Genomic DNA, 25,796 nt, shown 5'->3' on the forward strand with positions numbered 1-25,796 from the left:
TACGAGGAACTGGGTCGGGTGATCCCCACACCGGGACAGCCAATCAACGCCCGAAACCGCCACCCGCACATCGTCGACGTGCGCGGCGAGAATCACCCAACGTCGCTCCTGACATGCCTGTGATCAATGCGCCCGTCGATCGGTGGGCGCTTGTCTCGTTGCCGTGACGCGCAGGTTCGAACCAATAACGATGCGATCCGGTTCCGATCAGATTCCGAACGCACGACGCCGGGCCGTCGGCACAGGCCGAGTACGAATGTCACCGCCCGCCAGTAGAGGATGCCGACCACAATCGATAGCGCCAGCGCCAACCAGGGATGGTCGTCGCGCAGCGGCAGATACACCTGGAAATGTGTCAGGTAGATGTAGAGGGACGCACTCGCCAACACCCCTGCCACTCGGCTCAGCACCATGGGGCAGGGAACGGATTTGAGCCACACCAGCAGGCAGAGCCCACCGACGACGATGATTTCCCGTCGAGTCTCGCCGAAGAAGAACCCGGGAACCGTGGCCACGACCACCGCGGTGACCCAGAGTCGCTGCCAGATGGTCGTCGACTTGGCGGCGGCCCAGCCGAGAGCGAACAACCAGAAGACCACCGACGCGGTCAGGATGCGATTCCGGCTGTCGTCGACATCGACCAGTCCGTACCGGGTGAGCAGGCCGATAGCCACGAACCCCATCGCGAACCAGAACGGGTGCCTGCGCTCGATGCGGTCGACGAGCGGTATGTAGAGCACCGCGGCGAGGACGAGCACGATGTACACGATCGCCTCGACGAACCAGTATCTCCACTCGGCGGACCACCCGTCCGGACCGAAGATTCCGTTGAGCAGGAACGCACTGGTGATGCGGTAGTCCCCGGTGAGGGCGATGACGGATCCGATCCACACCATGCTGGGAACGGCGATCCGGGCGACGCTCCCGAGGGTGTGGCGGACGCGTTCGGTCCGTTCGGCGGTGCCGAGGTGGAACCGGGCGAAGTTGTAGCCGGCGACCCCGAGGAGCACGTGCGCTCCGCCGAGCAGCGTGAACAGGTGAATGTGCGAGCCCGCGATCAGCACGATCGCGACCGCGCGGAGCAGCACGTTGGTTTCCATCCTCCGCCACCGGCGTCGCCGCGGAGCCGGTGCGAAGTCCCCGACAGGCGTGGTGTGCCAGTTCTCGGGGAGGTGGCCGAGCATCTCCTCGAGTCGCAGGGACATCCGCACGTAGGACAGGGAGTCGCCGCCCAGGCTCACGAAGGTGCTGTCGTCGGTGACGTGCGTGCAGTGGAGGATCTCGGCATACAGCGCCCTTACGGCGCCGGTGTCGGGGCCTGTGGTCGATTGCGTGGCCATCGGGGGTTCGGACGCGTGTGCCAGCTCGGCGACGGCGCGGAGGTCGGGTTTTCCCGTCGAGGTCCGCGGAAGCTCGTCGACGGGGAACACCCGGATGGCCGCGACGGGAAGACCCGAGGCCCGGGCGGTCGCGTGCCGGACCGTGTCCACATCGCCGCAGTGCTGGACGGCCACGATCAGTTCGTCCGTGCCGCCCGCGCAGCAGGCCGTCAGCCCGTGCTGCGCGAGGGCCGACTCGACGTGCTGCAGGTCGATCCGCAGTCCGAAGACCTTGGCGAATCGGCTGCGGCGACCGACCACCTCGTACAACGCGTCACCCGTCTGCCGGGCGAGGTCACCGGTCCGGAGTTCGCCGCCGAGGGTGTCACCGAGGCGGAGGTCGTCGGGGGTGTGGGCGTAGCCGAGCATCACGTTCGGCCCCGCGTAGATCAGCTCGCCGGCACCGTCCGGGGCGTCGGCGACCGGTTCGAGCCGGAAGGATCCGCCGGGAATCGGCCGGCCGATCGACTGCGGGTGGGTGGCGGCGAGTTCCGGTGGTAGGTACGCCATCCGGGCGGTCGCCTCGGTCTGCCCGTACATGACGAACAACTCCCAGCCCCGCCGTCGACCCAGATCCGCGTAGGCCCGCACCCGGTCCGGTGCGAGCCGTCCGCCGGCCTGCGTGATGTATCGCAGGTCGGGCAGATCCAGTTCGTCGAACCCGATCCGGTCGAGGAGATCGAAGGTGTAGGGCACACCCGCGAAGCTGGTGCCGCGGTGGGCCTTGAAGAGGTCCCAGAACCCGGGGTCGGTGACCGAGTGGGTCGTGAGGATCAGGGCGGCGCCGCGGAGCAGGTGGCTGTGGATGACTGATAACCCGTAGCAGTAGTGCATGGGCAGCGTAGTCACAGCACGGTCGGTGTCGCGGATGTCGAGGTATTCCGCGATCGACTCGGCATTGGCCTGCACGTTGCGGTGCGAGAGGCGGACGAGTTTCGGTGATCCGGTTGATCCGGAGGTGCTCAGCAGCAGCGCGAGGTCGGGGTGCAGCAGGTGCACGGAGCACTCACGGAGCTCCTCGACCACCGTGCGCCCGTCGGCGCTGCGCACCACCACGTCGGGTCGGTACGCGGCGATCAGGGCCTCGAGGCTGTCGGGATTGTCGCCCGGTGCCAGCAGCACCGGATGCCCGGCGAACAGGGCCGAGAGATAGGTGACGACCAGATCAACCTCGTTGCTGCCGGCGACCAGCACCAGACGACGGGTCCCGCCGAGCCGTGAGGCCTTCCGCTCGACGCGTTCTGCCAGTTCACGGTAGGTGACCGTCTCGCCCGGAGTAATCAGCGCCAGAGAGTCACCGAATCTTCCCAACACGCGCACGAAACGCACACCGAAGCGCTCTAGATGGAAGGACGAGCTGGACACCGACAGAGTCTATAAGGCATGCCGTACCTAATATTCCTGGTAGGGCCGCAGATGCCGTCCGAGGAGCGACAGGCGGACCGTTTCGAACACCGGTCCCAGGCGCGAATTGTCCTGCCGAATTTCGGTCTCTGCCCGAGGTAATTTCAGTCGGCAGCGCCCACCACCGCGCGCACCGAGGGGTGACTGGCGCACGCCCGCGGCGGTCGGGGACCGAACGCCGCCGAATGACCCGGGCCGGGGTGTCCCCGCGCTGGTGGGCGGAGTCAAGCCCCGAATGAAAAACTATGCAAGATAGTAGTAGTGTGTGCGTGTCCGTCATCGTTTCGTTATCTCAACTCCGGCAAGGAACGCGATCTTGGCACGTCACCGCAAGCCCGAACCCGATCTCGACGTGTGCTGGGATCACGAGAACATCACGACGGCCGCCGTGGGTGCGGTGACTTCTGCCCCCGCGGTCGACCCGCACCCGGCCGCCGGCGAGGGACAGGCCGAGACGGGGGAGTGGGCGGCCGTTCCGGCCGCCGCGCCGCACGCTCCGCGGCACCGCCGCGGCGGTGCGCATCGGCAACCCACGCCGGCCCGGCCCGGCGGGCGGGCGATGGTGCTGTCTATGGCCACCGGGGCGCTGCTCGCCGCCGGAACCTCGACCGCGCACGCCGCACCGGCCGACCCGACCCCGCAGGCCTCGGAGGTGGCCCCGCAACCCGCACCCGATCCGATAGCCGCGGCCCTCGCCGCGGTGCCGCAGGTGCTGCAGATCCCCGAGACTGCGGAGCTGTCGAAGTTCACAGATCAGCTGGCGAAGGCACGGGAGCGGGAGGCCGAACGCCTCGCCCGCGAGGCAGCCGACCGGGCCGCCCGGACTCCCCAGGCCACCCCGGGGAGCGGCGGAGGGTTCCTCCGACCGCCGGGAACCTCCATCGCACCGGTCAGTGGAACCCTCACCTCGAACTACGGGGCGCGCTGGGGCACCACCCACTACGGGCTCGATATCGCCAACGACATCGGCACCCCGATCGTGTCGGTCACCGACGGCACCGTGCTCGAGGCCGGACCCGCCTCCGGGTTCGGCATGTGGGTGCGGATCCTGCAGGACGACGGCACCGTCGGCGTCTTCGGGCACATCAACGAAGCCCTGGTCACGGCGGGGCAGAAGGTCCGGGCGGGTCAGCAGATCGCCACCGTGGGCAATCGTGGGCAGTCGACGGGCCCGCATCTGCATTACGAGGTCTGGCAGGCCGACGGAATGAAGACCGATCCGATGGCGTGGCTGCGGGCGCGGGGCATCAACATGACATCATCCGACTGAGTGATCGGACAGATTTTCGGTACGTGAGGAGGACCATGAAGGGACTCGGTGGCCTCGAAGCCGAGGTGATGGACATCCTGTGGTCCTCGGCCGAGCCGTTGTCGGTGCACGATCTGCTCGACACGCTCAGCGAGCGCAAACAGTTGGCGTACACCACGATTCTCACGGTCGTGACCCATCTGCACGAGAAGGGCTGGGTGGAGCGGGAGAAGCGCAGCCGCGCCTACTTCTATTTCCCGGTGCGCTCCCGCGAGGAAGCGACGTCGCAGGCACTGCGGGAATTGCTCGACAGCAGCAACGATTCCGCGGCGGTTCTGCTGCACTTCGCGGGCACGGTCTCCGAGACCGAGCAGGAAGCGTTGCGGCGGGGGCTGCGGAAGGGCCGCAAGAAGTGACCCTCGCGGCCGTGCTGCTGGTCGGCGCTGTCCTCGTGGCGGTCCTGGCCCCACCCGTGCTCGAAACCATGCCGTTCTCGGGGATCCGGCCCAACGTGGTGCTGGCGTTCTGGCTGGCGAGTATGGCCAGTGTGCTGTTCTTCGCGGGCTCGGCGGTGGTCGTCCTCGCCTGGCCGGACCACGCTCCGGCCGAGGGGGTGATCGAGACGATCGTGCGGTGCTTCTCCGCCGTTTCGCACACCGCTGCCCCCTGGATCGGGGCATCGTTGGTCGCCGCGGGCCTGATGGTCGGTGCGGGTGTGGTCGCCCGGGCCGTCTTCTTCGCCCGGCAGCAGTCCGTCTCCCGGTCCCACATGCAGGACTTTCACCGTGATGTGGTCGCGATCGTCGCCCGCACCGAACAGGGCCATGACGACGTGATGTGGCTCGATCATCCACTGCCGATGGCCTATTCGGTTTCCGGGCGTCCCGGTTTCGTGGTGGCGACCGAGGGGCTGTCGTCGAGCCTGAGCGGTGTCGAACGCGACGCCGTTCTCGCCCACGAACGTGCCCATTTGAGCGGGCACCATCACCTGATCGTCGGTGTCGCCGACCTGCTGGCCCGGGTTCTGCCGATGGTGCCGCTCTTCGCCCGGTCTCCGCGGGCGATCAAGACCGTGATCGAGCTGGCCGCCGACGAGCAGGCTGCCCGGGTCACCAGCGCGGCCGTGGTCAGCTCGGCGCTGTCCGTCGTGGCCGATGCCGCCCTGCCGACCCCGGCGTTCACGCTCGGGCTGGGCAACGACATGAACCTGCGCCTGTGGCGGCTGCGGCGGGCGCCGCACACCCGATTCTCCCGGCTGGCGTGCTGCGCGGCGGCCGCCGTGACGGTCACCGTGCCCGCGGTTGTCGCATTGACGGTCGTGTCGGTGACGACCATGACTGCGTGCATCCTGCTGACCTGACACGGTTTTCGCGGATTCCGCGGTGAGGACCCCACCCCCTAAATACTATGTTGCGTAGTAGTTCGGTTAGGCTGTCGACGTCTCATTGATTGCGTTTCGACAGGAAGCGGGCATCTCATGACCGCCATCGCACCCCCACCGGTCGCCACCCGGGCGTATCCCGCCCGCACGGCGCCCAAGGGGTCGTTTGTCTACAAGATGATCACCACGACCGATCCCAAGGTCCTCGGGATCATGTACCTGGTGACCTCGTTCGCGTTCTTCCTGATCGGCGGCCTCATGGCCCTGATCATGCGCAGCGAGCTCGCGGTGCCGGGCATGCAGTTCCTGTCGAACGAGCAGTACAACCAGCTGTTCACCATGCACGGCACGATCATGCTGCTGCTCTACGCGACCCCGGTGGTGTTCGGTTTCGCGAACTACATCCTGCCGCTGCAGATCGGTGCCCCCGACGTGGCGTTCCCCCGCCTGAACGCGTTCAGCTACTGGCTGTACCTGTTCGGGGCGATCATCGCGACCGCCGGCTTCATCACCCCCGGCGGTGCCGCGGACTTCGGCTGGACCGCCTACGCCCCGCTCAGCTCCGCGGTGAGTTCACCCGGGATCGGCGCGGACCTGTGGATCGTCGGTCTGCTGGTCTCGGGCCTGGGCACCATCCTGGGTGGGGTCAACATGATCACCACCGTCGTGTGCCTGCGCGCGCCGGGCATGACGATGTTCCGGATGCCGATCTTCACCTGGAACATCTTCATCACCAGCATCCTGATCCTGCTGGCGTTCCCGCTGCTGACCGCGGCGCTGCTGGCGCTGCTCGCCGACCGCCAGCTCGGCGCCCACATCTTCGACCCCGCCTCCGGTGGAGTGATGTTGTGGCAGCACCTGTTCTGGTTCTTCGGTCACCCCGAGGTGTACATCATCGCGCTGCCGTTCTTCGGCATCGTCTCGGAGATCTTCCCGGTCTTTTCCCGCAAGCCGATCTTCGGGTACACCGGCCTGATCTACGCCACCCTGGCGATCGCGGCCCTGTCCATCGCGGTGTGGGCGCACCACATGTACGCCACCGGCGCCGTGCTGCTCCCGTACTTCTCGTTCATGACGTTCCTGATCGCCGTCCCGACCGGGGTGAAGATCTTCAACTGGATCGGCACCATCTGGAAGGGGCACCTGACGTTCGAGTCGCCGATGCTGTTCTCGATCGGCTTTTTGGTCACCTTCCTCTTCGGCGGCCTGTCCGGTGTGCTGCTCGCCAGCCCGCCGATCGACTTCCAGGTCACCGACAGCTACTTCGTCGTCGCGCACTTCCACTACGTGGTCTTCGGCACCGTCGTGTTCGCCACGTATGCCGGCATCTACTTCTGGTTCCCGAAGATGACCGGACGCATGATGGACGAGCGGCTGGGCAAGTGGCACTTCTGGACGACGTTCATCGGTTTCCACGGCACGTTCCTCGTCCAGCACTGGCTGGGTAACGAAGGTATGCCCCGCCGGTACGCCGACTACCTGCCCTCGGACGGCTTCACGTTCCTGAACTCGTTTTCGACGATCTTCGCGTTCGTCCTCGGTGCGTCGACGCTGCCGTTCGTCTGGAACGTCTTCAAGAGCTACCGGTACGGCGAGGTCGTGACCGTCGACGACCCGTGGGGCTTCGGCAACTCGCTCGAGTGGGCCACCAGCTGCCCGCCGCCGCGGCACAACTTCACCGAGCTGCCGCGCATCCGCTCCGAGCGTCCCGCGTTCGAGCTGCACTACCCGCACATGATCGCCCGCATGCACGCCGAGGCGCACGTCGGACCCGGCCACGGCGGAAAGCACGCCAGCGCCGTGCTCGAGCAAGAACGCCACGCCCCGCTCACCGACGACGCCACCGGTGGCGTCCGCGGCGACCAGGCCCGGTAGGCATCTCGCCGCCGACCACGATTTTTCCCGATCGGAACGCAACCATGACAACACACGCGATACCGCTGCTCACCGTCCCGGCCACGCACGCAGCCACCGCCACCCTGGCGGACTGGCTGATCCGCAGCTTGGCCCCGACCGTCCTCGACGGTGCGGGCATGGTCGAGGACGCCGACGACCTGTGCGCACTGGCACCGATCACCGTCCGGCACCTGGCCCGCCCCCGCAGGCTGCGGAGCCATGAGCGGCAACTGCACCAGATCACCGCCACGATGGAGGAACGGCTTCAGCGGCAGCCACCGCACCCGCCGGCGGCGGTCTTCGCCGACCCGGCCGTCCGGCCGATCCCCGACGAAATCCTCGATATCGCAGCCCACATCGGGGGCACGATCGCCGATGTCGGTAGCCCCGCGGCCGCGCTGGCGAACCGGGCGCTGCACCTCGGGGCGGTCGTGGTCGATGCCGGACTCGGCGCCACCGCACCGGAGCACCTGCGCACACAGGTGACCGAGTCGTACCGCTCGCTGCTGACCTACCTCTGGCACACCGATCCCGACCTGCAGATTCATCTGACGACACCCCGATGACCGCCCCGGTGGGTGCCCGACCGGCACGGGCCGGCCATGACCCCTCACCGGTCATCCGGTTCCGACTCGCACCGCCGATGACAGGACACCGATCATGAGCGACCCCGACGACACTGACCACACCCCCGCGGAGCGGCAACCCGCGGAAGACCCACCGGCGCAGCGCACCTCGTCCTCCTCCGCGCAGACCCCGGGCGAACCCGGTCCGGCCGACGACCGGTCCGCTGCCGACACAGCCCGCCGAGCCGAGCACGATGCGGCCGCCGCGGAACGCAAGATTGCCTCGGCGATCGATCCCGGGGTGCGCGCGATGGCCGTCGCGGTCGGGGTGCTGGTGCTGTTGTTCTCCTTCACCCTCGCGCACACCGGCACCGCGAACGGCTGGGAGGTGCTGGTCAGCGCCGACGACGCCGGGGCCGAAGCCGTGGCCCTCCCGTCCCGCGTCTTCCTCACCCTCGCCGTGGTCTTCGGCGCGGTGATGTCCATGCTCGCCCTGATCACCCGCCTGTGGGTGCTGGCGTGGCTGGCGTTGGCCGGCTGCGCGTTGGCGAGCGTGTTCGGCATGCTCGCGGTGTGGTCCCGTCAGACCGTCTCACCCAATCTTGCGGTCGCCGGCGTCGGTCCCGGCCTGCTCCTGGGCTGGGCGACGGTGATCGTGCTGACGTTCCACTGGCTCAAGGTGGTGTGGGGACGCACCGTCGCCCAGATGGACGCCGAGCACGAACGACGCCGCCGGGCCGCCGACGCCGAGCAGTACGGCGACGGCAACACCGGCCCCGGCGGATTCACACCGAAACTGAAATGAGGATGCGCGGCGCATCGCCCGCCGAACGAGCGCGGGGCCGGCGGCTATCTCGGCGACGATGATGGGCGCGGTTCGGATGCCGCGCTCTCCTCGAGCCGAAGGTCCGGCCGGACACGGCCACCGCGACGGTGCCGGGTGCGGGGAAACCACCAATTCCGCGCGCCGAACAGCCGCATCAGCGCGGGAACCAGAACCAACCGGACGATGACCGCGTCGATGGCCACCGCCACCGCGAGTGCGAGACCGAGCTGCTTGAGCTCCAACACCTCCGCCGTGACGAAGCTCCCGAACACCACCACCATGATGGCGGCCGCGGCGGTGATCGGGCGGGCGGTGTGCGTGATGCCGGCGGCGACCGCGTACTGATTGTCGTGGCTCGAATCCCAGTACTCCCGCATCCGGCCGATCAGGAAGACCTCGTAGTCCATCGACAGCCCGAACAGGATGACGAACACGACCGTGGGCAGATAGACCTGCAGGAAGCCGGTGCTGGTGAAGTCGAGCAGCGACTCGCCGATGCCCCATTGGAAGACGGCCACGGTAATCCCCAGGGCCGCCCCGGTGGCCAGGAGGTTCATCACGATCGCCTTCACCGGCAGTACCAGGCTACGAAACGCCGCCAGCAGAAAAACCAGCGACGAGCCCAGGACCAAGGTGATGACCAGCGGAAGTTTGGCGGTCATTTCGTCGGAGATGTCGATGAATTCGGCGGTGCTGCCCCCGATCAGCACCACCGGTCCGCCGCCGCGCGCTACCTCGGCCGCTTCCGCGCGGAGGTCGCGCACCAGTTCGCCGGCGGCCATGGAATCGAACGGCACCCCGGGGATGGCCGAGATGAGCAGCCGCCCCTGGCTTTCCTGGGCGGGCAGGACCGCATCGACGCGGCCGTCGCGGGCGATGCGGTCGACGAGCTGATCGACTCGGGTGATGTCCTGCGCGGTCAACGGGGTATCGCCGGGGCCGGTGGCGATCATCTCGAGCGGGGACAGCGAGCCCGCCGGGAAATTCGCGGTCAATGCCGCCGCCGCGCGGCCCGAGGGTGCGGTATCGAGGGCGGAGGTCCCCATGTCCAGGCCGTACCGGATCCCGAACAGCGGTATCGCGGCGAAAACCAGGACACCGACGGCCAGAGATCCGAACAGCACGGGACGGGCCATCATCGCGTACGCCCACCGTGCCCACCGGCCCGGCTTTCCCGGATCGACGGGGGCGGCCTCGGCCGGCCGCATCCACTTCGGCAGTGCGCCGCGGCCTACCGCCGGACCGAGTGTGGCCAGCAGCGCCGGCAGCAGCGTCAGGCTGACGATCAGCGTGCTGACCACGGCGGTCGCGACCGCGAGGGCGATCCCTCGAAAGACCGGAGCCGCCATCACGATCAGCGAACACAGCGAGATCATCACGATCAGTCCCGAGGCGATGATCGTCCTTCCGGCGGTCATCAGGGACCGTCCGACGGCATCGGCGATCAGTGCCCGGCCGTCCCGGCCGGTCACCCCGGCCCGGGTCAGCTCCTCGCGGAAGCGGCTGACGATGAACATGGCGTAGTCGATCCCGATGCCGATCCCGATCATCGTCGCCATCGAGACGACCAGCGGATCGAACGCGGTGACCGTCGTCATCGCGAACATGCTCCCGACCGCGACCAGCAACCCGGCCACGGCGACGCAGATCGGGACGATCGCAGCCACGAGGGCGCCGAGCGCCAGCACGAGAAGTGCCAGCGCCACGGGAATTCCGATCGTCTCGGCGCGTTGCACGTCGGCGTTCTGGATCTCGGTCACATCGTTCTGGACCGGTGAGTAGCCGGTGAGCGCCGCGTCGATGTCTGCGGTGCCGGTGGCCGCAATCGCCTCCTGCAGTTCCCTGGCCACCACCGCCCGCCGGGCCATGTCCCCGTCCAACCCGACCACGGCGATCGCCACCCGCCGATCCACCGAGATCTGCGCCCCGTCTCCGGCATACGGGCCGAGGACACTGCGCACCCCCGACATCTGCTGTGCCACTGCGACGGTACGGGTGACCGCCGCCCTGAACTCCGGATCGTCGGCGGTCCGGGTTCGGGATTGGAAGACGATGACGTCCTGCTCCACCCCGATCTGCGGGAAATGTTCGGTGAGCAACCGGTCCACTTCGGCCGACTCGGACTCCTCCACACTGAAGTCCGGTGTGCCGAGCCGGGACTCGAGCATCGGGTAGGCGGCCGCGCAGAGCACGAGCAGCGCAACCCACGCCCCGAGCACCAGTCGCCGCCGCCGCGCCACCGCGACCCCCCACGCATAGATCACCGGGCGGCGTTCGCCCTGTCCCGGAGCCGGGGCGAACCCCTCCACAGATGATGCATGTATGCGCATATCGCTATGTTTCCTCGCGGGTGCGGGAAAAAGCAACCCCCGGGGCAGGAAAATGTGGTGCGGGTGCGCCGCCCCGATCCCGCAACCGCGCGGCGGCGCGGCGTTGTTCACTGGTGGACCCGGATCTCGACGGGAGTCGAAAGATTCAGCGTCGCACCGTAGTAGGTAGGTGCGCGCAGCGCCGGGGCTTCGGCGCTGCGCGCGGATGTGCGCCGTCGCCGCGTCGTGCGTTCGACGGGCGTGGGGGAGCGTCGCGCAACGCTAAGTACTATGGTGAATAGTACTTGGGGCAACGTCGCCCCGCCGTGGCCGGACGCAGCGCCGCGTCCGGACTTCGTCCGCGTGCCGGGCGCCGCCGCGTATCGATGCGCCCCGCGGGCGCACTGTCGCTCGGCCTCGGCGCGCAGCCATGGGCGATCGGAACACCCCGCGCCGGGCCGCCGTACCTGCGCGTCCGCAATCTAATTACGTTGTCTAACAACATCTTTCGTTGATGTGATGCTCGCCGCACTTCGTCTCGGATCTCAGGATGTTCTAAGCCTGCGTCCGTAGCGTCGGCGACCGCAGATCCCTCGGCCCTCCGGGGTGAGCAGAGCAAGACGCCAGCGGTGTCAGTTCGGCACGCTCTCACCGACGTCTTGGTCTCAACCGGAAGGCACACCGTGCACGACGACAGCGCCCGGCAGCTCGAGACCGGGGTGAAGGAGAAAGCCGTATGCCGCCGACCACGACCACACAGAGCGACGATCCACCCACCGCCGCGGACGACTCCGCGAAGCCGGCCCCCTGGCTCCCACGGGTGCTCCGACACGACCTGCCGGCCTCGCTGGTGGTGTTCCTCGTCGCCCTGCCGCTGTCGATCGGCATCGCCATCGCCTCCGGGGCGCCGATCATGGCCGGGCTGATCGCCGCGGTGGTCGGCGGTGTCGTCGCGGGCCTCCTCGGTGGGGCACCCCTGCAGGTCAGCGGACCGGCGGCGGGCCTGACCGTGGTCGTCGCCGAACTGGTCGGCACCTTCGGGTGGAAGGTGACCTGCGCGATCACCGTCGCAGCCGGGGTGCTGCAGATCCTCTTCGGCCTGAGCCGGGTGGCCCGCGCCGCCCTGGCAATCTCCCCGATGGTCGTGCACGCCATGCTGGCGGGAATCGGCATCACCATCGCCCTGCAGCAGGTCCACGTCCTGCTCGGCGGCAGCTCGCAGAGTTCGGCGTTCGAGAACCTCACCGCACTGCCCACCCAGATCGGCACCGCTCACCTCGACGACGTCGTCGTCGGGGCACTGGTGATCGCGATTCTGTTGTCCTGGAAGTACGTGCCCGCCGCCGTGCGACGGGTACCCGGCCCCCTGGTGGCGGTGGTCGCCGCGACCGCGCTGTCGCTGGTGTTCCCGCTCGACGTCGAACGCATCGTCCTCGACGGGTCGCTGTTCGACGCGATCGCCCTGCCCGCCCTGCCCGACGGGCAATGGCTCGGTGTCGCCACCGGAGTGCTCACCGTGGCGTTGATCGCCAGCGTCGAAAGCCTGCTCTCGGCCGTCTCGGTGGACAAGATGCACACCGGTCCGCGTGCGGACCTGAACCGGGAACTGCTCGGTCAGGGGGCCGCGAACATCACCTCCGGTGTCCTCGGCGGCCTGCCGGTCACCGGGGTCATCGTCCGCAGCGCCACCAACGTCAACGCCGGGGCCCGCACCCGGGCCTCGGCGACGTTGCACGGGGTCTGGGTGCTGGTGTTCTCCGCCCTGCTCGCCGGTCTCGTCCAGCAGATCCCGAATTCGGTTCTGGCGGGTTTGCTGATCGTGATCGGTATCCAGCTCATCAAGCTCGCACACCTGCGGATCGCCCACCGCACCGGTGATCTGTGGGTGTACGGCGTCACCGCCGCCGCGGTGGTGTTCCTCAACCTCCTCGAGGGTGTGCTGATCGGGCTTGCCCTGGCGGTCGCCCTCGTCGTGTGGCGGGTGGTCCGCGCCTCCATCCACGCCGAACCGGTGGGCACCCCGCAGTCACGTCAGTGGCGGGTGGTCGTGGAAGGCTCGTGCAGCTTCCTGGCCCTGCCCCGCCTGACCAGCGTGCTCGCCTCGGTGCCCCCGGACAGTCACGTCACCATCGAACTGACCGTCGACTTCCTCGACCACGCCGCATACGAGGTGATCGAGGAATGGTCCCGCCAGCACGAGAGCAACGGCGGCACAGTGCTGATCGACGAACGGGGAACCGCGGAAATGGCGGCGGCCGCCGCCGGACCCCCGACACGCACCACCGACGGCACCGCCCAACTCAGCCGGCGCGGCGGCTTCGCCCCCTGGCGGGTCTGGCAGAAATTCCACCTCCACCACACCCCGGACGGTCAGACGAAGCAACCGGGTCCACGGGCACTCCGGTCGGTGCTGGCCGGGATCTCCGACTACCACCGCACCCACGCTCCCCACCTGCGCCCGCACATGGACGACCTGCACGACGGGCAGAACCCCGACGCCCTGTTCTTGACCTGCTCGGATTCGCGGATCGTCCCGAACATCATCACCAGCAGCGGCCCCGGCGACCTGTTCACCGTCCGCAACATCGGCAACCTGGTCCCGGCCGGGGAGCGCGACGACTCTGTCGAGGCGGCGCTGGCCTTCGCGCTCGACGAACTGGGGGTCAGCTCCGTGCTGGTGTGCGGCCACTCCGGGTGTGGCGCCATGAAAGCCCTGCTGGCCGACCAGGATCAGCCGCACCCGCGGTCCGGCGACGGCCTCGCCGTGGGGCGGTGGCTCGAGCACGCTCAGCCCAGTAAGAGGGCGTACCTGGCCGGGCACCCGGTCGCCCGCGCCGCCGCCGAGTCGGGGTTCGGTGCCCTCGACCAACTTGCCATGGTCAATGTCGCTCTGCAGCTGCAAACCCTGCAACGGCATCCGCTGATCGGCGCGGCGATGTCGGAGGGCCGGGTCCACATCGCGGGCCTGTTCTTCGACATTCCCACCGCGCGGGTACTGGCGGTCTCGACCAGCACGATCGACGAACTCGACCCCGACAGCGCCGCGGCGGCGTCGCTGTCGGCCCCGCTGGGTTAACCCGGGGGCCCAGCCGGTCGGGGAAAGCGAATCTGGGGGAGGCCCGCGGCGCGAGCCGCGGGCCTCCCCTTTCAAGACGGGGTGGTGCGGCGTCATCCGGCGGCACCTGCACCTCACCGCCGGCACGCTGCGTCGTCTACCGTGCGTCGACCCGGTCGTCAGGCGACCACGAGGAGTCCGGTGACATACATCGTGAGCAGCCCGGCGGTGATCCCGCCGATGGTGCCGGGGCTGAGTACTCGTCCCGCACGGTCGCGCAGGGCGGGGGCGATCTGGAGGATGACCTGCGCGATCGCCCCGACACCGATGCCCAGGAGCAACGCCGACAGCTCGGCGTTGTTCACGCTGGCGCCGATGAGCGCACCGACAATGGCCGGTGTCCCGGCGAGTAGCCCCAGACCGAGGAGGTGCAGCACTGGCGGGCGCCGTTGGGTCAGCGGGGTCACGACCGCCAGCCCCTCGGTGGTGTTCTGGATGGTGAATCCCACCACCAGGGTCGCCCCCAGGGCGAGCTCGCCGACAGCGTAGGCGGCGCCGATCGCCAACCCCTCACCGAGATTGTGCAGTCCGATCCCGAGGGCGATCATGAACGCCAGACGGATCCCGCTCGATCCCCGCGTGTCGCTGACGGCGCGGCGGGACCCGAGATAGCGGTCCAGTGCGGTCAACCCGAGGAACGCGAGTACCGCACCGAGGACCAGGAGGGCGGGGCCGCCGAAGGCGCCGCCACCGCGTTCGGAGAGTTCGACCCCCTCGAGGGTGGCGTCGACTGCGAGGAATGCCAGCAACCCGACCGTGAGCCCCAGCAGGACACGTATCCCACCGGGTCCGATCCTGCGCAGGACCGGCAGGAACAGCATTCCCAGCACGACGGGGATGATTCCGACGTAGGTCCCGATCAACGCCATCAGTGCGAAGAACCCGGCATCGGCCTGCGGGGTGGTCACCGCAGCCGGGATCTCGTGTTCGATCACCAGGCCGGTCGAGGTCAGGAACGAGAGCAGATACGGCTGCCCGTCCTGCCACGGGTAGTCGAGCCGCAGGACCTCCGAGTCCAGGTGCCCGATCGGCTGCTCCCCACCGGTCAGATCCACGTAGGAGTCGTTGACGAACACCTGCGCGACCTGGACCGGATCGGGTCCGGTGTTGCGGACGGTGACCTCGATGGAGCCCGGGACCAGTTCGGTGTGTTCCACCGCGAGCTGCTCGATCGGCGGCCCGGCCCGCTCGGGCAGGGTCCGGCCACCGACCATGGCGAGCAGGAGAAGGGCGGCACCGATGAGCAGGGCCGCACCGACCGCGGAGATCCAGGTCCGTTTGCGCTCGACCGAGGTGCCCATCAGTCGGTCACCTCGAAGAACCCCATCCAGCCGAGTTCGGCGAATTCGGTCTTGTGGGCGTGGAACATGAACCGGCCGGTGTACGGGAACCGCAGTTCGCAGATGCCGCGCTGACCCTGCGCCTGCATGACGGTGTCGGTGTACTCGGACGGCTGCAGGCGGGTGCCGGTCGGGTAGTAGTCGAAGAAGTTCCCGTGCAGGTGGAAGGTGTTGATCGGGTCGTATTCGAGGGCGTTGACCAGGTAGATCCGCACCAACTCGTTGCGCCGCACCCGGATCGGTTCGTGCATGTAGTGGAACGGGATCCCGTTGACGGCGTAGAGCTGATTGCCCTCCCCATCGAAGGTGGTGTTGTAACCGTGCATGACCATGACCATTTCGTCCGCCGGCGGGCGCGGGGTGGGCGGATCGACGATGAACGTGCCGTACAGGCCGCGGGCGATGTGCTCGGCGAGCGGTCCGACATGGCAGTGATACAGATGCAACCCGAACGGTTGCGCGTCGAACTCGTAGGTGAAGCTACCGCCGGAGGGAATGACACCCGGGCCGATGTCGGGGACCCCGTCCATCTCGGCTCGGTGGATGCTGTGAAAGTGCATCGTGTGCGGGTGCATGGAGGCGTTGATGAACGTCACCCGCAGCAGATCCCCCTCCTGGCAGCGCAACGTCGGCCCCGGGATGCGCCCGTTGAACGTCCACGCCGGATACCGGACCCCGGGCGCGATTTCCACGTCGACGTCGGCGGCGGCGATATCCCACTCGCGCAGTACCCGCCCGTCCGGCAGGAGGGAGACCCGGCCGTAGTCGAAGTCGCGCAGAACCTCGGTGGGATCGAAACCGTTCGCGTCATGGTCGACGATCGCGCCCTTGCGGAACGTCGGGCCGCTGACCCCGCCGCCGTGGCCGCCGGCATGCGCGCCGCCGGAATGCGCCTCCTCGGTGCCCGGCGAGGGGGAGGCCGCCGACACCCCCCGGACTCCGAGCGCTGCCGCACCGGCGGTGCCGAGCAGGGCGGAGCCCAGCAAGAACTGTCGTCGCGATTCGGCCATCACGCTGCCCTGCCGTAAATGAGGCCGCCGACCGCGGCCGCCAGCTCATGCGGGTGGCCCTCGATGTCCACGCACACCTCCCCGCCCTGGGGGGATGCTTCTGCCCGGGCGATGACGCGGCCCGGGTAGACGCCCAGGCCCGCGAGCAGTCGCAGCCCATCGATGTCCCGGTCCACGACCCGTTCGACCGTGAAATCTCGGCACGGGACCGCAGCCCGGAGACTCTCCGGCCACGCCTCGACATAGTCGCCGGTCGCCGGCGGAATCGGGTTGCCGTACGGATCGCGGGTCGGGTTGCCCAGTGCGGCGGTCAGCCGGGAGGCGAGCCGCGGGCTGATGGCGTGCTCGAGCACATCCGCCTCGGCACCGATCTCGGACCAGGACATGCCCAGGAATTCGGCGAGGAACACCTTCGCCAACCGATTCCGGCGAACAACGTCCACCGCGTGCCGCCCTCCGTGCGCCGTGAGGGTGACCCGATGGAGTCCGGGCCGTGCGATCAGACCGGCCCCGGCCAGCCGCCGGTGCATCCCGGACACGGTCGGGGTGGCCAGATGAAGGCACCGGGCAAGCGCCGACGTGGAGGTCGTGTCGCCCCGGGCAGACAGGCAGAAGAGGGTTCGCAGATAGTCCTCAACCACCGGGGTGAGCAGGGATCCGCAGCACTGCGAGGGTGCGCGCATCAAAGAGTTAGGCATGGCCACACCTAAAAGTTAGCTCACCCGAACATTCGGATCAAGAGATCGAATTCGGCACAGGGGCGGGGCAGGTGCGCAGCCGCACGAGCGGTCGACCGGGAACGATCCGGGGGAGATCAGACGAGCGTGCGCCAATACACCCAGAACGCCTCGGCGATCAGGGCCGCGATGATCAGCACCCAGACGGTCAACACCGCGGTGTGGTTGCGGGCGGCGAACGCCATCCATCGGCGCAGCCGCCGACCGGGGCTGCGCGTCTGGGCGCCGGTGTGCAGCAGGACGTACCACAGCGAGACCACCACGGCGACCCACACCAACATGCAGTACGGGCACAGCGCCCCGATGCGATAGAGGCTCTGGAAGATCAGCCAATGCACGAACACCGCCGCCCCGATCAGTCCGGCCGCCAGGCCGAGCCAATACCACCGGGGGAGCCTCACGCCGCCGAGAGTCACGACCCCGGTGGTCAGGGCCACGGTGAAGCCGATGATCCCCAGCAGGGGATTGGGGAACCCGAACGCCTCGGCCTGCGGGGAGCTCATGACGGAACCGCAACTGATGACCGGGTTGATGCTGCACGAGGGCCGGTAGGTGGGGTCGGCGAGCAGGCTGAACTTCTCGATCGTCAACACCAATGAGGCGGTCAACCCCAGCGCCCCGGCCACCACGAGCACCCAGCCCACCACGCGCGAGCCCGTGAACGGGACCGCTGACCGGGGAGCCGGCGGGTCGATGTATCCAGAAGAGGCAGCGGAAGCCGGCGCCCTCATTCGGCCAGGGCGGCGTCGATCCGGGCGCGCAGGTCCTCGTAGCTGGGCATCGGCGGCAACGCGGTGCCGCCCAGGAACAGGGTCGGGGTGCCCTGCACCCCGAGTTCGATCCCCTCGTTGAAGTCCTGATCGACCCGTTCGGCGAGCGCGGGATTGCCCAGGTCACTGTCGAAGCGGCCCATGTCCAGGCCGAGGTCCTGCGCGAAGGACCGGAACAGCGGCTCCTGCGAGCGCCCCGATTCTCCCCACTGGGTCTGGGTCTCGTACATGCGCTGATACATCGCCTCGAACTTCCCCTGCCGGGACGCGGCTTCGACGACGCGGGCGGCGAGGTTGCTGTTGGTGTGACTGGGAATCGGGAAGTACCGCACCCCGACGGTGATGCGGCCCGAGTACTCGGCGCGGATCCGCTCCATCGTGGGATACATCGCCAGGCAGGATTCGCATTCGAAATCGAGGAACTCCACCAGCACGACCTTGCGGTCCGGCGAGGACGTGAGCAGGTGAGTGTTCTCCCGCAGCACCGCGGCGGGATCCACCGTCCGGCCGGCCGCACCCGACGCCGCGGACCCGGATCCGGACCGGTTGACGTACAACAACATCCCGATCACCACCGCGAACACCGCCACCAACGCCGCCGAGAACTTCAGGTTGGTCGACAGCTTCATATACCCGTCCATTCCAGAGTCGAATTGTGCAGACCACCGGTCGAACGGCCGCCCCTACTACTATGCAGCATAGTAGTAGCGCGTATCGTGGCCGCGGAGAAGCCACAGCCCGGCCACCGCGGTCAGGGCACTCTAGGAGGTACAGGCCCATGCGGCGCGTGATCACCCTGTTGGCAGTGACCGCCACTGCGTTGCTGTTGGGAATGGGCTCGGCCCAGGCTCACAGCGAGTTGATCAGTTCATCTCCGGCCGCCGATTCGGTTCTCGACTTCGGTCCCCCCGGTGTGGAGTTGGTGTTCAACCAGAACATTCAGAACCAATTCGTGAATGTGTCGGTGACGGCGCCGGACGGGACGCAGGTCGGCCAGGGCGAACCCTCCGTCCAGGGCGCGCAGGTATTGCTTCCGATCCGGGACGGGGTCGGGTCGGGCCAGTACACCGTCGGATACCGGGTGATCTCCGAGGACGGTCACCCCATCACCGGGACCTACTCGTTCACCCTCGCACTGCCCGCTCCACCGGTAGAGCAGACAGGCGCCGCCTCCGCCGCACCGGCGCCGGCGCCGGTGGCAGCCGACACCGAGCAGTCGGGGGGCGGTTCGTCGCTGGTATTGCCGATCCTCGGCGGTGTGGTGGCTCTGCTGTTCGTCGCCGGCATCGTGATCGTGCTGCGCGGTGAGCGCCGCAAGCGGGACTGAACACCACCAGGGCCCGGCGCAGCGAGATCGGAGTAGCCGCACGTGATGACGGCGATGGACTGGGTGCAGCTTCCCGGCGCACCCCCCTCGCTCGGCGCGATGCTGTCCTGGAACCCGCAACCGCTGCCGCTGCTGCCGGCGCTCGGTGTCGCACTCGCCGCCTGGTACTGCTGGGCGGTGCGCCGGGTGCACCGGACCGGCCGAGTGTGGCCGTGGCCGCGCACGGCCAGCTTCCTCGGCGGCGCCCTGCTGCTGATCCTGGTCACCGGCCTCGGCATCGAGGGATACGGGTTCGAGCTGTTCAGCGTGTGGATGTTCCAGCACCTGACCTTGTCGATGGCGGTGCCGCCGCTGCTCGTGCTCGGCTGCCCCGGGACACTGTTGCTGCGCTCGACCCCGCACACCGGGTGGGGGAATCCGGTGTTGCGCGCCGCGCTCGGTGCCCTGCGCAGCCGCGCCGCTCGCCTCCTGCTCCACCCCTCGGTCACCATCCCGCTGTTCCTGTTCAGCTACTACGGCATCTACCTGTCCCCGGTGTTCGACACCCTCGCCACCTCGTGGGCCGGTCACACCGGACTCGAGGTGTTCTTCCTCGCCACCGGGGTGCTGTTCATCGTCCCGGTGCTCTCCTCGGGACCGTTGCCGGTCAAACAGAGCAACCTGGGAAAGTGCTTCGACCTGTTCGTCGAGATGCCCCTGCACGTCTTCATCGGGGTGATCTTGATGATGGCCACCTCACCGCTGCTGTCGACCTTCACCGACCCACCGGCCTCCTGGGGCATCGACGTCATGAGCGACCAGCAACTGGCCGGGGCGCTGGCCTGGTCCTACGGCGAACCGGTCGCCCTGATCGTGGTCGTGATCTTCGCGATGCGCTGGAACCGCGACGAAGACCGCTCCAACGCGGCCGTGGACGAGCGGAACAGCCGCGGCGGGGACAGCGAACTCGCCGCCTACAACGAATTCCTCAAGACCCTGCCCCGCCGGTGAGGGCTGGCCCGGCCGGGGTGCACCGACATCGGAACCGCCCCCGAACCCGGACCGGCGCACCCCTTTCGCTAGTTCATCGTCAGCGCCGTCGCGCCCTTCGCGGCGAGTAGTTGCTCGATGGCGGTCGACTCGGCCTGCTGGGTGGCCACCATCTGACCCGCCAGCGCGGACACCGGCGGCACCGCGGCGTTGTCCGCCGCATACTGCGCCATCGGGATACCGCCCTTGTGGTGACGCAGGAGCAGCTGCAGGTAACGGGCGTCGAACGCCGACCCGGTGGTCCTGCGGAGGTCGGCGAGCTCGCCGGTGGTCGCCATCCCCGGCATCGGGGGCGAGGACGAATCCGCTGTGGCGGTGCCGCTTTCCATGCCCGGCATCGAATGGTGCGCCGAGCCGGCGGCGCTGTCGGTGGGCATCCACTGCATCGGCTCCCCGGACCCCAACGGAGGACGATCCCACAGGCTCAGCCACCCCTGCATGGTGCCGAGCTGACTCTGCTGGGTGGTGAGCACGTCATAGGCGAGGGAGCGCACCGCCGGATCGGCGGCATTCGCCAATGCCATCGCGGACATCTCCACCGCCTGACCGTGATGGACGGACATGTCCTGGGCGAACCCGACATCCACCGAGTCGCCGGCCGGCGCCCCCGGCTGGTCGCCGTCGAGCCATCTCTGCGCCCAGGCCCCGAGAAGGACACCCACCAGGACGGCGATGATCGCTCCGAGCGCCACCGCGGACCTCGAGGCGCTGCGGCGCCGCGCAGCGTCATCGACCATCGCGGGGTCGGGTGCGGCGGCGGCGGGAGAGGTGTTAGCCATTGCCTCCTCCGGTGGGTGCGGTCGGTGTCGACGTCGGCGACCCGTCCGAGGGGGCGGTCGCCGCCTGGTCGTCGGTGGCCGGGACCGCGTCCGGGCCCGGTGCGGAGGGGTCGAACGGCGGCGGGTTGGGCGGGTTGGCCGGGTCGAACCCGCCGGGCACGGTCGAGCAACTCGCACCGGCTTCGGGGTAGGTGTTCGGGTTCTGGCTCAGCGCGGTGACGAACTGGGTGATCCGCCGATCGTCGGCACCGTCGAGTTTGAGTTGGTGGCCCCATGATTGGAGGGCGATCGCCGCATCGAGGCCGGGATACGGGGACATCAGGGTGTACGGCCGACCGTCGATCTTCGCGGCGAGGGCGGTGACGTCGTCGGCGCCGAGCCGATCAGGGTTGTAGGCCACCCACACCGCGCCGTGTTCGAGGGAATGCACCGCATTTTCGGTACGGATGGGTTCGGGATAGACGATGCCGGTACAAGTGGCCCAGTACTGGTCGTGCGCACCACCGACGGGAGGACTCTGGTCGTACGCCACGCGCTGCGGGGCCTGAATGTGACTGCCGGCCGTATACTCGATCTCGGTCACCCCGGCGATGTCCGTGGCCGGGTCGGGGTTGTCCGCGCTCGGCGCGTACCGCTGGGCTTCGGCCCGCTCGACCGCCCTGGGCACCATGTTGTAGGCGATGATCCCGATCAGCCCGACGATGATCACGACGGCGCCGATCATCAACCAGGGAATGCGCCGGGTGCCCGGGATGCCCCCCGGCCTGGCCTTGTTGCGGTTGTTGGTCATCTCAACGGACCCGTTCCTTCACTCTCGTACCGCCGGGCCCGGTGCCCGGGACGGTCATATCGGCAGCACTACCGAGGTGACGAACTCGTTGCGCAGCCATCCGACGAACAACTCCCAGGCGCCGCTGAGCAACGCCGTCCCCACCACGATCAACATGACCCCGCCGACGATCTGAATGGTCCGGGAATGCCGACGCAGCCACCCGATCCCGTGCAACGTCTTCGCGGAACCGAAACCCAATGCAATGAACGGCAATCCGAGACCGAGACAGTAGGCGACGATCAACGCCACCCCGCGGGCGGCGGTGGCGCCCTCGGTGCCGGCCGCGACCGACAGCACACCGGCCAGGGTGGGGCCCAGGCACGGGGTCCAGCCCAATCCGAACACCCCGCCGAGCAGCGGTGCACCGGCGAGGGAGGAGATCCGGCGCGGGGTGAACCGGGTGTCTTTCTGCAGGGCGGGGATGAAACCGAGGAAGACCAACCCCATGACGATGGTGATCGCCCCGCCGACCCGCTGGAGCAGCTCCTGGTTGAGCCGTAGGGCACCGATCACACCGAAGACCGAGGCGGTGGCCAGGACGAAGACCACCGTGAAGCCGGTGACGAACAACGCTGCTGCCCCCGCCACCCGCCACCGATCCGAGCCGGCGGCACAGTCACCGCTTGGGGTGACTGCCGGTGTTTCGGCGCCGGAGACACCGGCGAGGTAGGACAGGTATCCCGGCACCAACGGCACTACACACGGGGAGGCGAACGACACCAGACCGGCGAGCACGCAGGCCCCGAGCGCGAGCAACAGCGGCCCGGTGGCGGCGGCGTTCTGGAAACTCACCCCGACCCCCTGCGCCAGCACTATCCCGTGCGCGGTCACGGCTGCGCCGCCAGACGTTCGATAACCGGCAGCAGGTCCTCTGCCAGCAAGGCCCGCAGGAAGACCGCGGCAACGCGGTGCTGGCGATCGAGGACCAGCGTGGAGGGGATGACACTGGTGGGATAGCTTCCGCCCAAGGCGATCAGGGTACGCATCGGCGGGTCGTAGATCGACGGATACGACATCCGATTGTCGATGACGAAGTCCTGCGCCTTGTCGCGCTGCGGATCGCGCACGTTGATCCCCAGGAACTGCACACCGAGATCCTTCGTGGCCTCATACGCCTGTTCGAGGTCGTCAGCCTCGGACCGGCACGGCGCGCACCACTGACCCCAGAGGTTGATCACGACCACCTGCCCGGCGTAGTCCGACAGCGACACGGCCCGGCCATCGGCCATCAGGTCAGGCCCGGAAAGCGGACCGACCTTCCCCCGGCTCTCCGGTGGGTCGTAGAGGATGTCCGTCTGCCCACCCGGCGCAACGAAGTCGAAGGTGCCGCCCTGGGCGACCGCATCGGACCCGGACGCACACCCGGCGGCCCCGAGAACCGCTGCCATGCCGACAGCGAGCACCGCGAGCAACCGGGCCCGCCAACCCCGGTGCGACCACCACATCGGTCGCCGACCGATCGTTAGGCAGTATCGAGTGGTCATCGGATCAACTCACCAACCGCGGACCGGACCTCGGCCGGGTCCGCGAACACGGACGGGGTGACGATCCGATCGACCGAACCATCCCGTTGCACAACGAAACTCAGCGGCAGCACCGGCGGCGCCGCCAAGGCCTGCATCGCCGCCTCGGCTCCGCCGAACGAGGGATAGTGGGCGTCGAGTTCGGTCAACAGCTTCAGGGCCGCCACCGGATCGTCCTGAACGTTGATCCCCGCGACAGGGAGCGAGTCAGGCTGATTCGCATAGGACTCGAGCACGGGGATTTGCTCGCGGCACGGGCCGCACCAGGACGCCCACATGTTGACCACTGTCGGTGCACCGCTCAGTGCGGCACCGAGATCGACCGCCTGCGCCGCCCCCAGGCACCGCGCCGACACCCCACTGAGCACCATGCCCACAGGCTGGGACGGCAGCGGTGTCGGGCACGGCCGCAGCTCGGCCTCGGCCGCCACCCGGGACAGCTCGGCGGCACCCTGGGGCGCACCGGCGCCGGCGACCGAAACAGCGCCGGCACCAGCGGTAACGCGTGCCTCCGGTACGTCGGACTCCTCCGATCGAGGCCAGATCGCCGCGATCAGCGCCACGACCGCGGCCAGGAAAAAGACCAGCCATCGACTCCCAGTTCGCACCGGCGTCCCTTCATGCGTGTAGCGATCGGTCGAGAGCCCACACCCTCAACTACTATTGTGCATAGTAGTTAGCATGGTTCGTCCGCCACCCCACCCTCACGGGGAAGCGACTGCGCCGCAGGTAACCGACCGCACGAGACAACTGCGCGGGCGAAAGAAGGAAACTCATGACGCCGTCACCCCCGGCCGGACACCGTCCGGCGAACGCCGCCCTCGCCACCCCGGCGCCCGGCGGACCCGAATCGGGGTCCCATCCGCCGACCGATACCTCGGTCACGCGGTTGATCCGGCTCGTGTTGCTCTACACCGCGGCACGATTGACGGTGATCGCCGCGCTGGTGGCGCTGCTGATCGGAGTCGACCGGGCCTTCGATCTCGGGCTCCCGCTGATGCTGTCGTCGATGGGCGTGCTGCTGGCCGGTGTCGCCATCTCCGCGGTGGCGTTCCGGTCGCTGCGCCGCCGGATCAATCAGGACGTCAACACGATCGACGACCGGCGGCGCCGCGCCCGCGATCAGCGCTGAACCCCCTGCACGCCGACGCCCCCGCCTGCGGCGGGCGATCATCGTCCTCGGTGTCGGGGTGATCGCCTGGGGCATCCCGAAGGTCGCCGTGGTCGTGTTCACCGGCCGGAACAGTGTGATCACCGAACAGGGCCTGTTCTTCTCCGGCACTGCGCTGGTCACTTTCGGTGGCGCCTACGAATCCTCGCCTTCGTCGCCCAGAAAGCGGTGGAAACCTGCGGCTGGCTCAGCCCCGGCGAGATGGTCCGCGGCTCGGTCTGGCCGAGACCACACCCGGTCCGCTGATCATGGTGGTGCAGTTCGTCGCGTTCCTCGGTGCCTACCGCACACCCGGGCGATCTTCGACCCGTGGGTGGCGTGGCGGCTACCATCGGTGCCCTGCTGACCACCTGGGTGACGTTCGTGCCGTGTTTCGTGTTCATCTTCCTCGGCGCCACTACGTCGAGCGGCTCCGCCACACACCCGACATCCGCACTCAGCGGCATCACGAGCACCTTCGGAATGTCGACGTGGTCCGCGGCCGTGGTCGGGGTGATCGCGAACCTGGCGTTTTGCTTCGCCGTGCACGCCCTCTTCGACGCCTCCCTGCGGCACGGGGGTCGATCCACCTTGCTGGTGCCCGACCCGGACACGATCCGGCCGGTCGTCGCGGTGATCGCGGCGGCGGCCGGGGTGATGATCTATCGCGCTGGTGCTGGTCGGCGGCTACCCGCGGCGCGCCGCGAGGACACCGATCGATAGGACCCGCCGCGACCACACGCTCGTCTGGAGGCAGGATCGTGAAGAAACCGGTGACGGAATCCGGGACTAGGTCTAGGCGTGTGGGGGTTCGCCGGTGACGACGTGGTCGGCGTGGTTGATGCCCTCGAGGATCAGCCGGGATAGGTGGCCGTCGTGGATGCGGTAGATCACCCGCCGGCCCTCCTTGCGGGTGTCGACCAGTCCGGTGAACCGCAGTTTCGCCAGGTGCTGGCTGACCGCGGTCCGCGAGCCCCCGGTCTGCTCGATCAGCGCGGTCACATCGGCCTCACCGCGGGTGAGGATCCACAGGATGTGCAGCCGGGTGGGGTCGGCGAGCATCCGGAAGGTTTCGGTGGCGGTGTCGAGGCGCTCCTGATCCGGTTCGACCGGGTGACTCAGGCTCGCCGCCGGGGCCACCGCCGGGGCCGCTGCCTCGGTCATCGGGTCCATC

24 protein-coding genes are annotated in these 25,796 nt (G+C 68.5%); 11 read left to right on the forward strand and 13 right to left on the reverse strand.

What is annotated here, in order from left to right:
- Positions 1-92: 92 nt before the first annotated feature.
- Positions 93-2,744 carry an AMP-binding protein gene (locus GO592_RS38175; protein WP_012686878.1) on the reverse strand — a complete coding sequence of 884 codons (2,652 nt, stop codon included), beginning with the start codon at positions 2,742-2,744 and terminating at the stop codon, positions 93-95.
- Between the two features lie 355 nt (positions 2,745-3,099).
- On the opposite strand from GO592_RS38175, the gene GO592_RS38180 reads away from it, so the two are divergent.
- The 6 genes from GO592_RS38180 (at position 3,100) to GO592_RS38205 (ending at position 8,680) form a co-directional block, all read left to right on the forward strand.
- On the forward strand, positions 3,100-4,053 hold the full coding sequence (locus tag GO592_RS38180) for a M23 family metallopeptidase (protein WP_007296030.1): 954 nt from the start codon (positions 3,100-3,102) through the stop codon (positions 4,051-4,053).
- Positions 4,054-4,088: 35 nt separating this feature from the next.
- Positions 4,089-4,448, forward strand: coding sequence for a BlaI/MecI/CopY family transcriptional regulator (locus GO592_RS38185; protein ID WP_007296029.1), 360 nt, complete (start codon positions 4,089-4,091; stop codon positions 4,446-4,448).
- On the forward strand, positions 4,445-5,392 hold the full coding sequence (locus GO592_RS38190; protein WP_007296028.1) for a M56 family metallopeptidase: 948 nt from the start codon (positions 4,445-4,447) through the stop codon (positions 5,390-5,392). Before GO592_RS38185 ends, GO592_RS38190 begins: the two co-directional genes overlap by 4 nt.
- Before the next feature lie 117 nt (positions 5,393-5,509).
- Complete coding sequence (gene ctaD, locus GO592_RS38195; RefSeq protein WP_007296027.1) at positions 5,510-7,288, forward strand: aa3-type cytochrome oxidase subunit I; 1,779 nt, start codon at positions 5,510-5,512, stop codon at positions 7,286-7,288.
- A gap of 44 nt (positions 7,289-7,332) precedes the next feature.
- Positions 7,333-7,875 (forward strand): hypothetical protein, encoded by a 543-nt coding sequence (locus tag GO592_RS38200; RefSeq protein WP_007296026.1) that lies wholly within the window; start codon positions 7,333-7,335, stop codon positions 7,873-7,875.
- A gap of 94 nt (positions 7,876-7,969) precedes the next feature.
- Positions 7,970-8,680, forward strand: coding sequence for an Rv2732c family membrane protein (locus GO592_RS38205; protein WP_007296025.1), 711 nt, complete (start codon positions 7,970-7,972; stop codon positions 8,678-8,680).
- Positions 8,681-8,724: 44 nt separating this feature from the next.
- Here GO592_RS38205 and GO592_RS38210 read toward each other — a convergent pair whose 3' ends face one another.
- Complete coding sequence (locus tag GO592_RS38210; RefSeq protein ID WP_231869106.1) at positions 8,725-11,031, reverse strand: MMPL family transporter; 2,307 nt, start codon at positions 11,029-11,031, stop codon at positions 8,725-8,727.
- Positions 11,032-11,746: 715 nt separating this feature from the next.
- On the opposite strand from GO592_RS38210, the gene GO592_RS38215 reads away from it, so the two are divergent.
- A complete protein-coding gene (locus tag GO592_RS38215) occupies positions 11,747-14,086 on the forward strand; it encodes a SulP family inorganic anion transporter (RefSeq protein WP_007296023.1) in 2,340 nt (779 codons plus the stop codon).
- A gap of 158 nt (positions 14,087-14,244) precedes the next feature.
- On the opposite strand, the gene GO592_RS38220 is transcribed toward GO592_RS38215, so the two are convergent.
- From GO592_RS38220 to GO592_RS38240, 5 genes are all read right to left on the reverse strand, one after another.
- Entirely contained in the window at positions 14,245-15,426 is a 1,182-nt protein-coding gene (locus GO592_RS38220; protein WP_007296022.1) for a ZIP family metal transporter, read from the reverse strand.
- Positions 15,426-16,475, reverse strand: coding sequence for a multicopper oxidase domain-containing protein (locus GO592_RS38225; RefSeq protein WP_007296021.1), 1,050 nt, complete (start codon positions 16,473-16,475; stop codon positions 15,426-15,428). Before GO592_RS38225 ends, GO592_RS38220 begins: the two co-directional genes overlap by 1 nt.
- On the reverse strand, positions 16,475-17,173 hold the full coding sequence (locus GO592_RS38230; protein WP_148222650.1) for a metal-dependent transcriptional regulator: 699 nt from the start codon (positions 17,171-17,173) through the stop codon (positions 16,475-16,477). The genes GO592_RS38225 and GO592_RS38230 overlap by 1 nt, the downstream gene beginning before the upstream one ends.
- A gap of 116 nt (positions 17,174-17,289) precedes the next feature.
- Positions 17,290-17,943, reverse strand: coding sequence for a vitamin K epoxide reductase family protein (locus tag GO592_RS38235; RefSeq protein ID WP_012686884.1), 654 nt, complete (start codon positions 17,941-17,943; stop codon positions 17,290-17,292).
- The gene (locus GO592_RS38240) at positions 17,940-18,611 is read right to left on the reverse strand and encodes a DsbA family protein (RefSeq protein WP_007296018.1); all 672 of its coding nucleotides are present in this window, start codon (positions 18,609-18,611) and stop codon (positions 17,940-17,942) included. The genes GO592_RS38235 and GO592_RS38240 overlap by 4 nt, the downstream gene beginning before the upstream one ends.
- Positions 18,612-18,787: 176 nt before the next feature.
- Here GO592_RS38240 and GO592_RS38245 point away from each other — a divergent pair, with 176 nt between their 5' ends.
- Together GO592_RS38245 and GO592_RS38250 are read left to right on the forward strand one after the other, a co-directional pair.
- Positions 18,788-19,309: a copper resistance CopC family protein gene (locus tag GO592_RS38245; protein WP_231869108.1), complete on the forward strand. Its 522-nt coding sequence runs from the start codon at positions 18,788-18,790 to the stop codon at positions 19,307-19,309.
- A 45-nt stretch (positions 19,310-19,354) separates the two neighbouring features.
- Positions 19,355-20,299, forward strand: coding sequence for a cytochrome c oxidase assembly protein (locus GO592_RS38250; RefSeq protein WP_007296016.1), 945 nt, complete (start codon positions 19,355-19,357; stop codon positions 20,297-20,299).
- Between the two features lie 68 nt (positions 20,300-20,367).
- Here GO592_RS38250 and GO592_RS38255 read toward each other — a convergent pair whose 3' ends face one another.
- The 5 genes from GO592_RS38255 to GO592_RS38275 are packed head-to-tail and all read right to left on the reverse strand — an operon-like array spanning position 20,368 to position 24,080.
- Complete coding sequence (locus GO592_RS38255) at positions 20,368-21,117, reverse strand: DUF305 domain-containing protein (protein ID WP_007296015.1); 750 nt, start codon at positions 21,115-21,117, stop codon at positions 20,368-20,370.
- Positions 21,110-21,907 carry a DUF3105 domain-containing protein gene (locus tag GO592_RS38260; RefSeq protein WP_007296014.1) on the reverse strand — a complete coding sequence of 266 codons (798 nt, stop codon included), beginning with the start codon at positions 21,905-21,907 and terminating at the stop codon, positions 21,110-21,112. The genes GO592_RS38255 and GO592_RS38260 overlap by 8 nt, the downstream gene beginning before the upstream one ends.
- 54 nt (positions 21,908-21,961) lie before the next feature.
- Positions 21,962-22,780, reverse strand: coding sequence for a cytochrome c biogenesis CcdA family protein (locus tag GO592_RS38265; RefSeq protein WP_007296013.1), 819 nt, complete (start codon positions 22,778-22,780; stop codon positions 21,962-21,964).
- Positions 22,777-23,394, reverse strand: coding sequence for a TlpA disulfide reductase family protein (locus tag GO592_RS38270; RefSeq protein ID WP_007296012.1), 618 nt, complete (start codon positions 23,392-23,394; stop codon positions 22,777-22,779). The genes GO592_RS38265 and GO592_RS38270 overlap by 4 nt, the downstream gene beginning before the upstream one ends.
- A 35-nt stretch (positions 23,395-23,429) precedes the next feature.
- Positions 23,430-24,080: a TlpA family protein disulfide reductase gene (locus GO592_RS38275; protein WP_007296011.1), complete on the reverse strand. Its 651-nt coding sequence runs from the start codon at positions 24,078-24,080 to the stop codon at positions 23,430-23,432.
- A gap of 167 nt (positions 24,081-24,247) precedes the next feature.
- Here GO592_RS38275 and GO592_RS38280 point away from each other — a divergent pair, with 167 nt between their 5' ends.
- Both GO592_RS38280 and GO592_RS45220 read left to right on the forward strand, forming a co-directional pair.
- Positions 24,248-24,604 (forward strand): DUF4229 domain-containing protein, encoded by a 357-nt coding sequence (locus GO592_RS38280; RefSeq protein WP_007296010.1) that lies wholly within the window; start codon positions 24,248-24,250, stop codon positions 24,602-24,604.
- 357 nt (positions 24,605-24,961) lie between these two features.
- Entirely contained in the window at positions 24,962-25,345 is a 384-nt protein-coding gene (locus GO592_RS45220) for a chromate transporter (RefSeq protein WP_236581543.1), read from the forward strand.
- Positions 25,346-25,417: 72 nt separating this feature from the next.
- Here GO592_RS45220 and GO592_RS38290 read toward each other — a convergent pair whose 3' ends face one another.
- A complete protein-coding gene (locus GO592_RS38290; RefSeq protein ID WP_007296008.1) occupies positions 25,418-25,795 on the reverse strand; it encodes an ArsR/SmtB family transcription factor in 378 nt (125 codons plus the stop codon).
- Position 25,796: the final 1 nt, after the last annotated feature.

The sequence above is a fragment of the Rhodococcus sp. 21391 genome, from assembly GCF_016772255.1.
Classification (GTDB): Bacteria; Actinomycetota; Actinomycetes; order Mycobacteriales; family Mycobacteriaceae; genus Rhodococcus_F; species Rhodococcus_F opacus.

Bases quoted from the DNA above. Each gene is read 5' to 3' on its own strand.
- GO592_RS38215 (WP_007296023.1), top strand. From the start codon at position 11,747: ATGCCGCCGACCACGACCACACAGAGCGACGATCCACCCACCGCCGCG.
- GO592_RS38255 (WP_007296015.1), bottom strand. From the start codon at position 21,117: ATGGCTAACACCTCTCCCGCCGCCGCCGCACCCGACCCCGCGATGGTC.
- GO592_RS38240 (WP_007296018.1), bottom strand. From the start codon at position 18,611: ATGAAGCTGTCGACCAACCTGAAGTTCTCGGCGGCGTTGGTGGCGGTG.
- GO592_RS38230 (WP_148222650.1), bottom strand. From the start codon at position 17,173: ATGCCTAACTCTTTGATGCGCGCACCCTCGCAGTGCTGCGGATCCCTG.
- GO592_RS38280 (WP_007296010.1), top strand. From the start codon at position 24,248: ATGACGCCGTCACCCCCGGCCGGACACCGTCCGGCGAACGCCGCCCTC.
- GO592_RS38200 (WP_007296026.1), top strand. From the start codon at position 7,333: ATGACAACACACGCGATACCGCTGCTCACCGTCCCGGCCACGCACGCA.
- GO592_RS38210 (WP_231869106.1), bottom strand. From the start codon at position 11,031: ATGCGCATACATGCATCATCTGTGGAGGGGTTCGCCCCGGCTCCGGGA.
- GO592_RS38205 (WP_007296025.1), top strand. From the start codon at position 7,970: ATGAGCGACCCCGACGACACTGACCACACCCCCGCGGAGCGGCAACCC.
- GO592_RS38220 (WP_007296022.1), bottom strand. From the start codon at position 15,426: ATGGGCACCTCGGTCGAGCGCAAACGGACCTGGATCTCCGCGGTCGGT.
- GO592_RS38290 (WP_007296008.1), bottom strand. From the start codon at position 25,795: ATGGACCCGATGACCGAGGCAGCGGCCCCGGCGGTGGCCCCGGCGGCG.
- GO592_RS38270 (WP_007296012.1), bottom strand. From the start codon at position 23,394: ATGTGGTGGTCGCACCGGGGTTGGCGGGCCCGGTTGCTCGCGGTGCTC.
- GO592_RS38235 (WP_012686884.1), bottom strand. From the start codon at position 17,943: ATGAGGGCGCCGGCTTCCGCTGCCTCTTCTGGATACATCGACCCGCCG.
- ctaD (WP_007296027.1), top strand. From the start codon at position 5,510: ATGACCGCCATCGCACCCCCACCGGTCGCCACCCGGGCGTATCCCGCC.
- GO592_RS38185 (WP_007296029.1), top strand. From the start codon at position 4,089: ATGAAGGGACTCGGTGGCCTCGAAGCCGAGGTGATGGACATCCTGTGG.
- GO592_RS38260 (WP_007296014.1), bottom strand. From the start codon at position 21,907: ATGACCAACAACCGCAACAAGGCCAGGCCGGGGGGCATCCCGGGCACC.
- GO592_RS38250 (WP_007296016.1), top strand. From the start codon at position 19,355: ATGACGGCGATGGACTGGGTGCAGCTTCCCGGCGCACCCCCCTCGCTC.
- GO592_RS38225 (WP_007296021.1), bottom strand. From the start codon at position 16,475: ATGGCCGAATCGCGACGACAGTTCTTGCTGGGCTCCGCCCTGCTCGGC.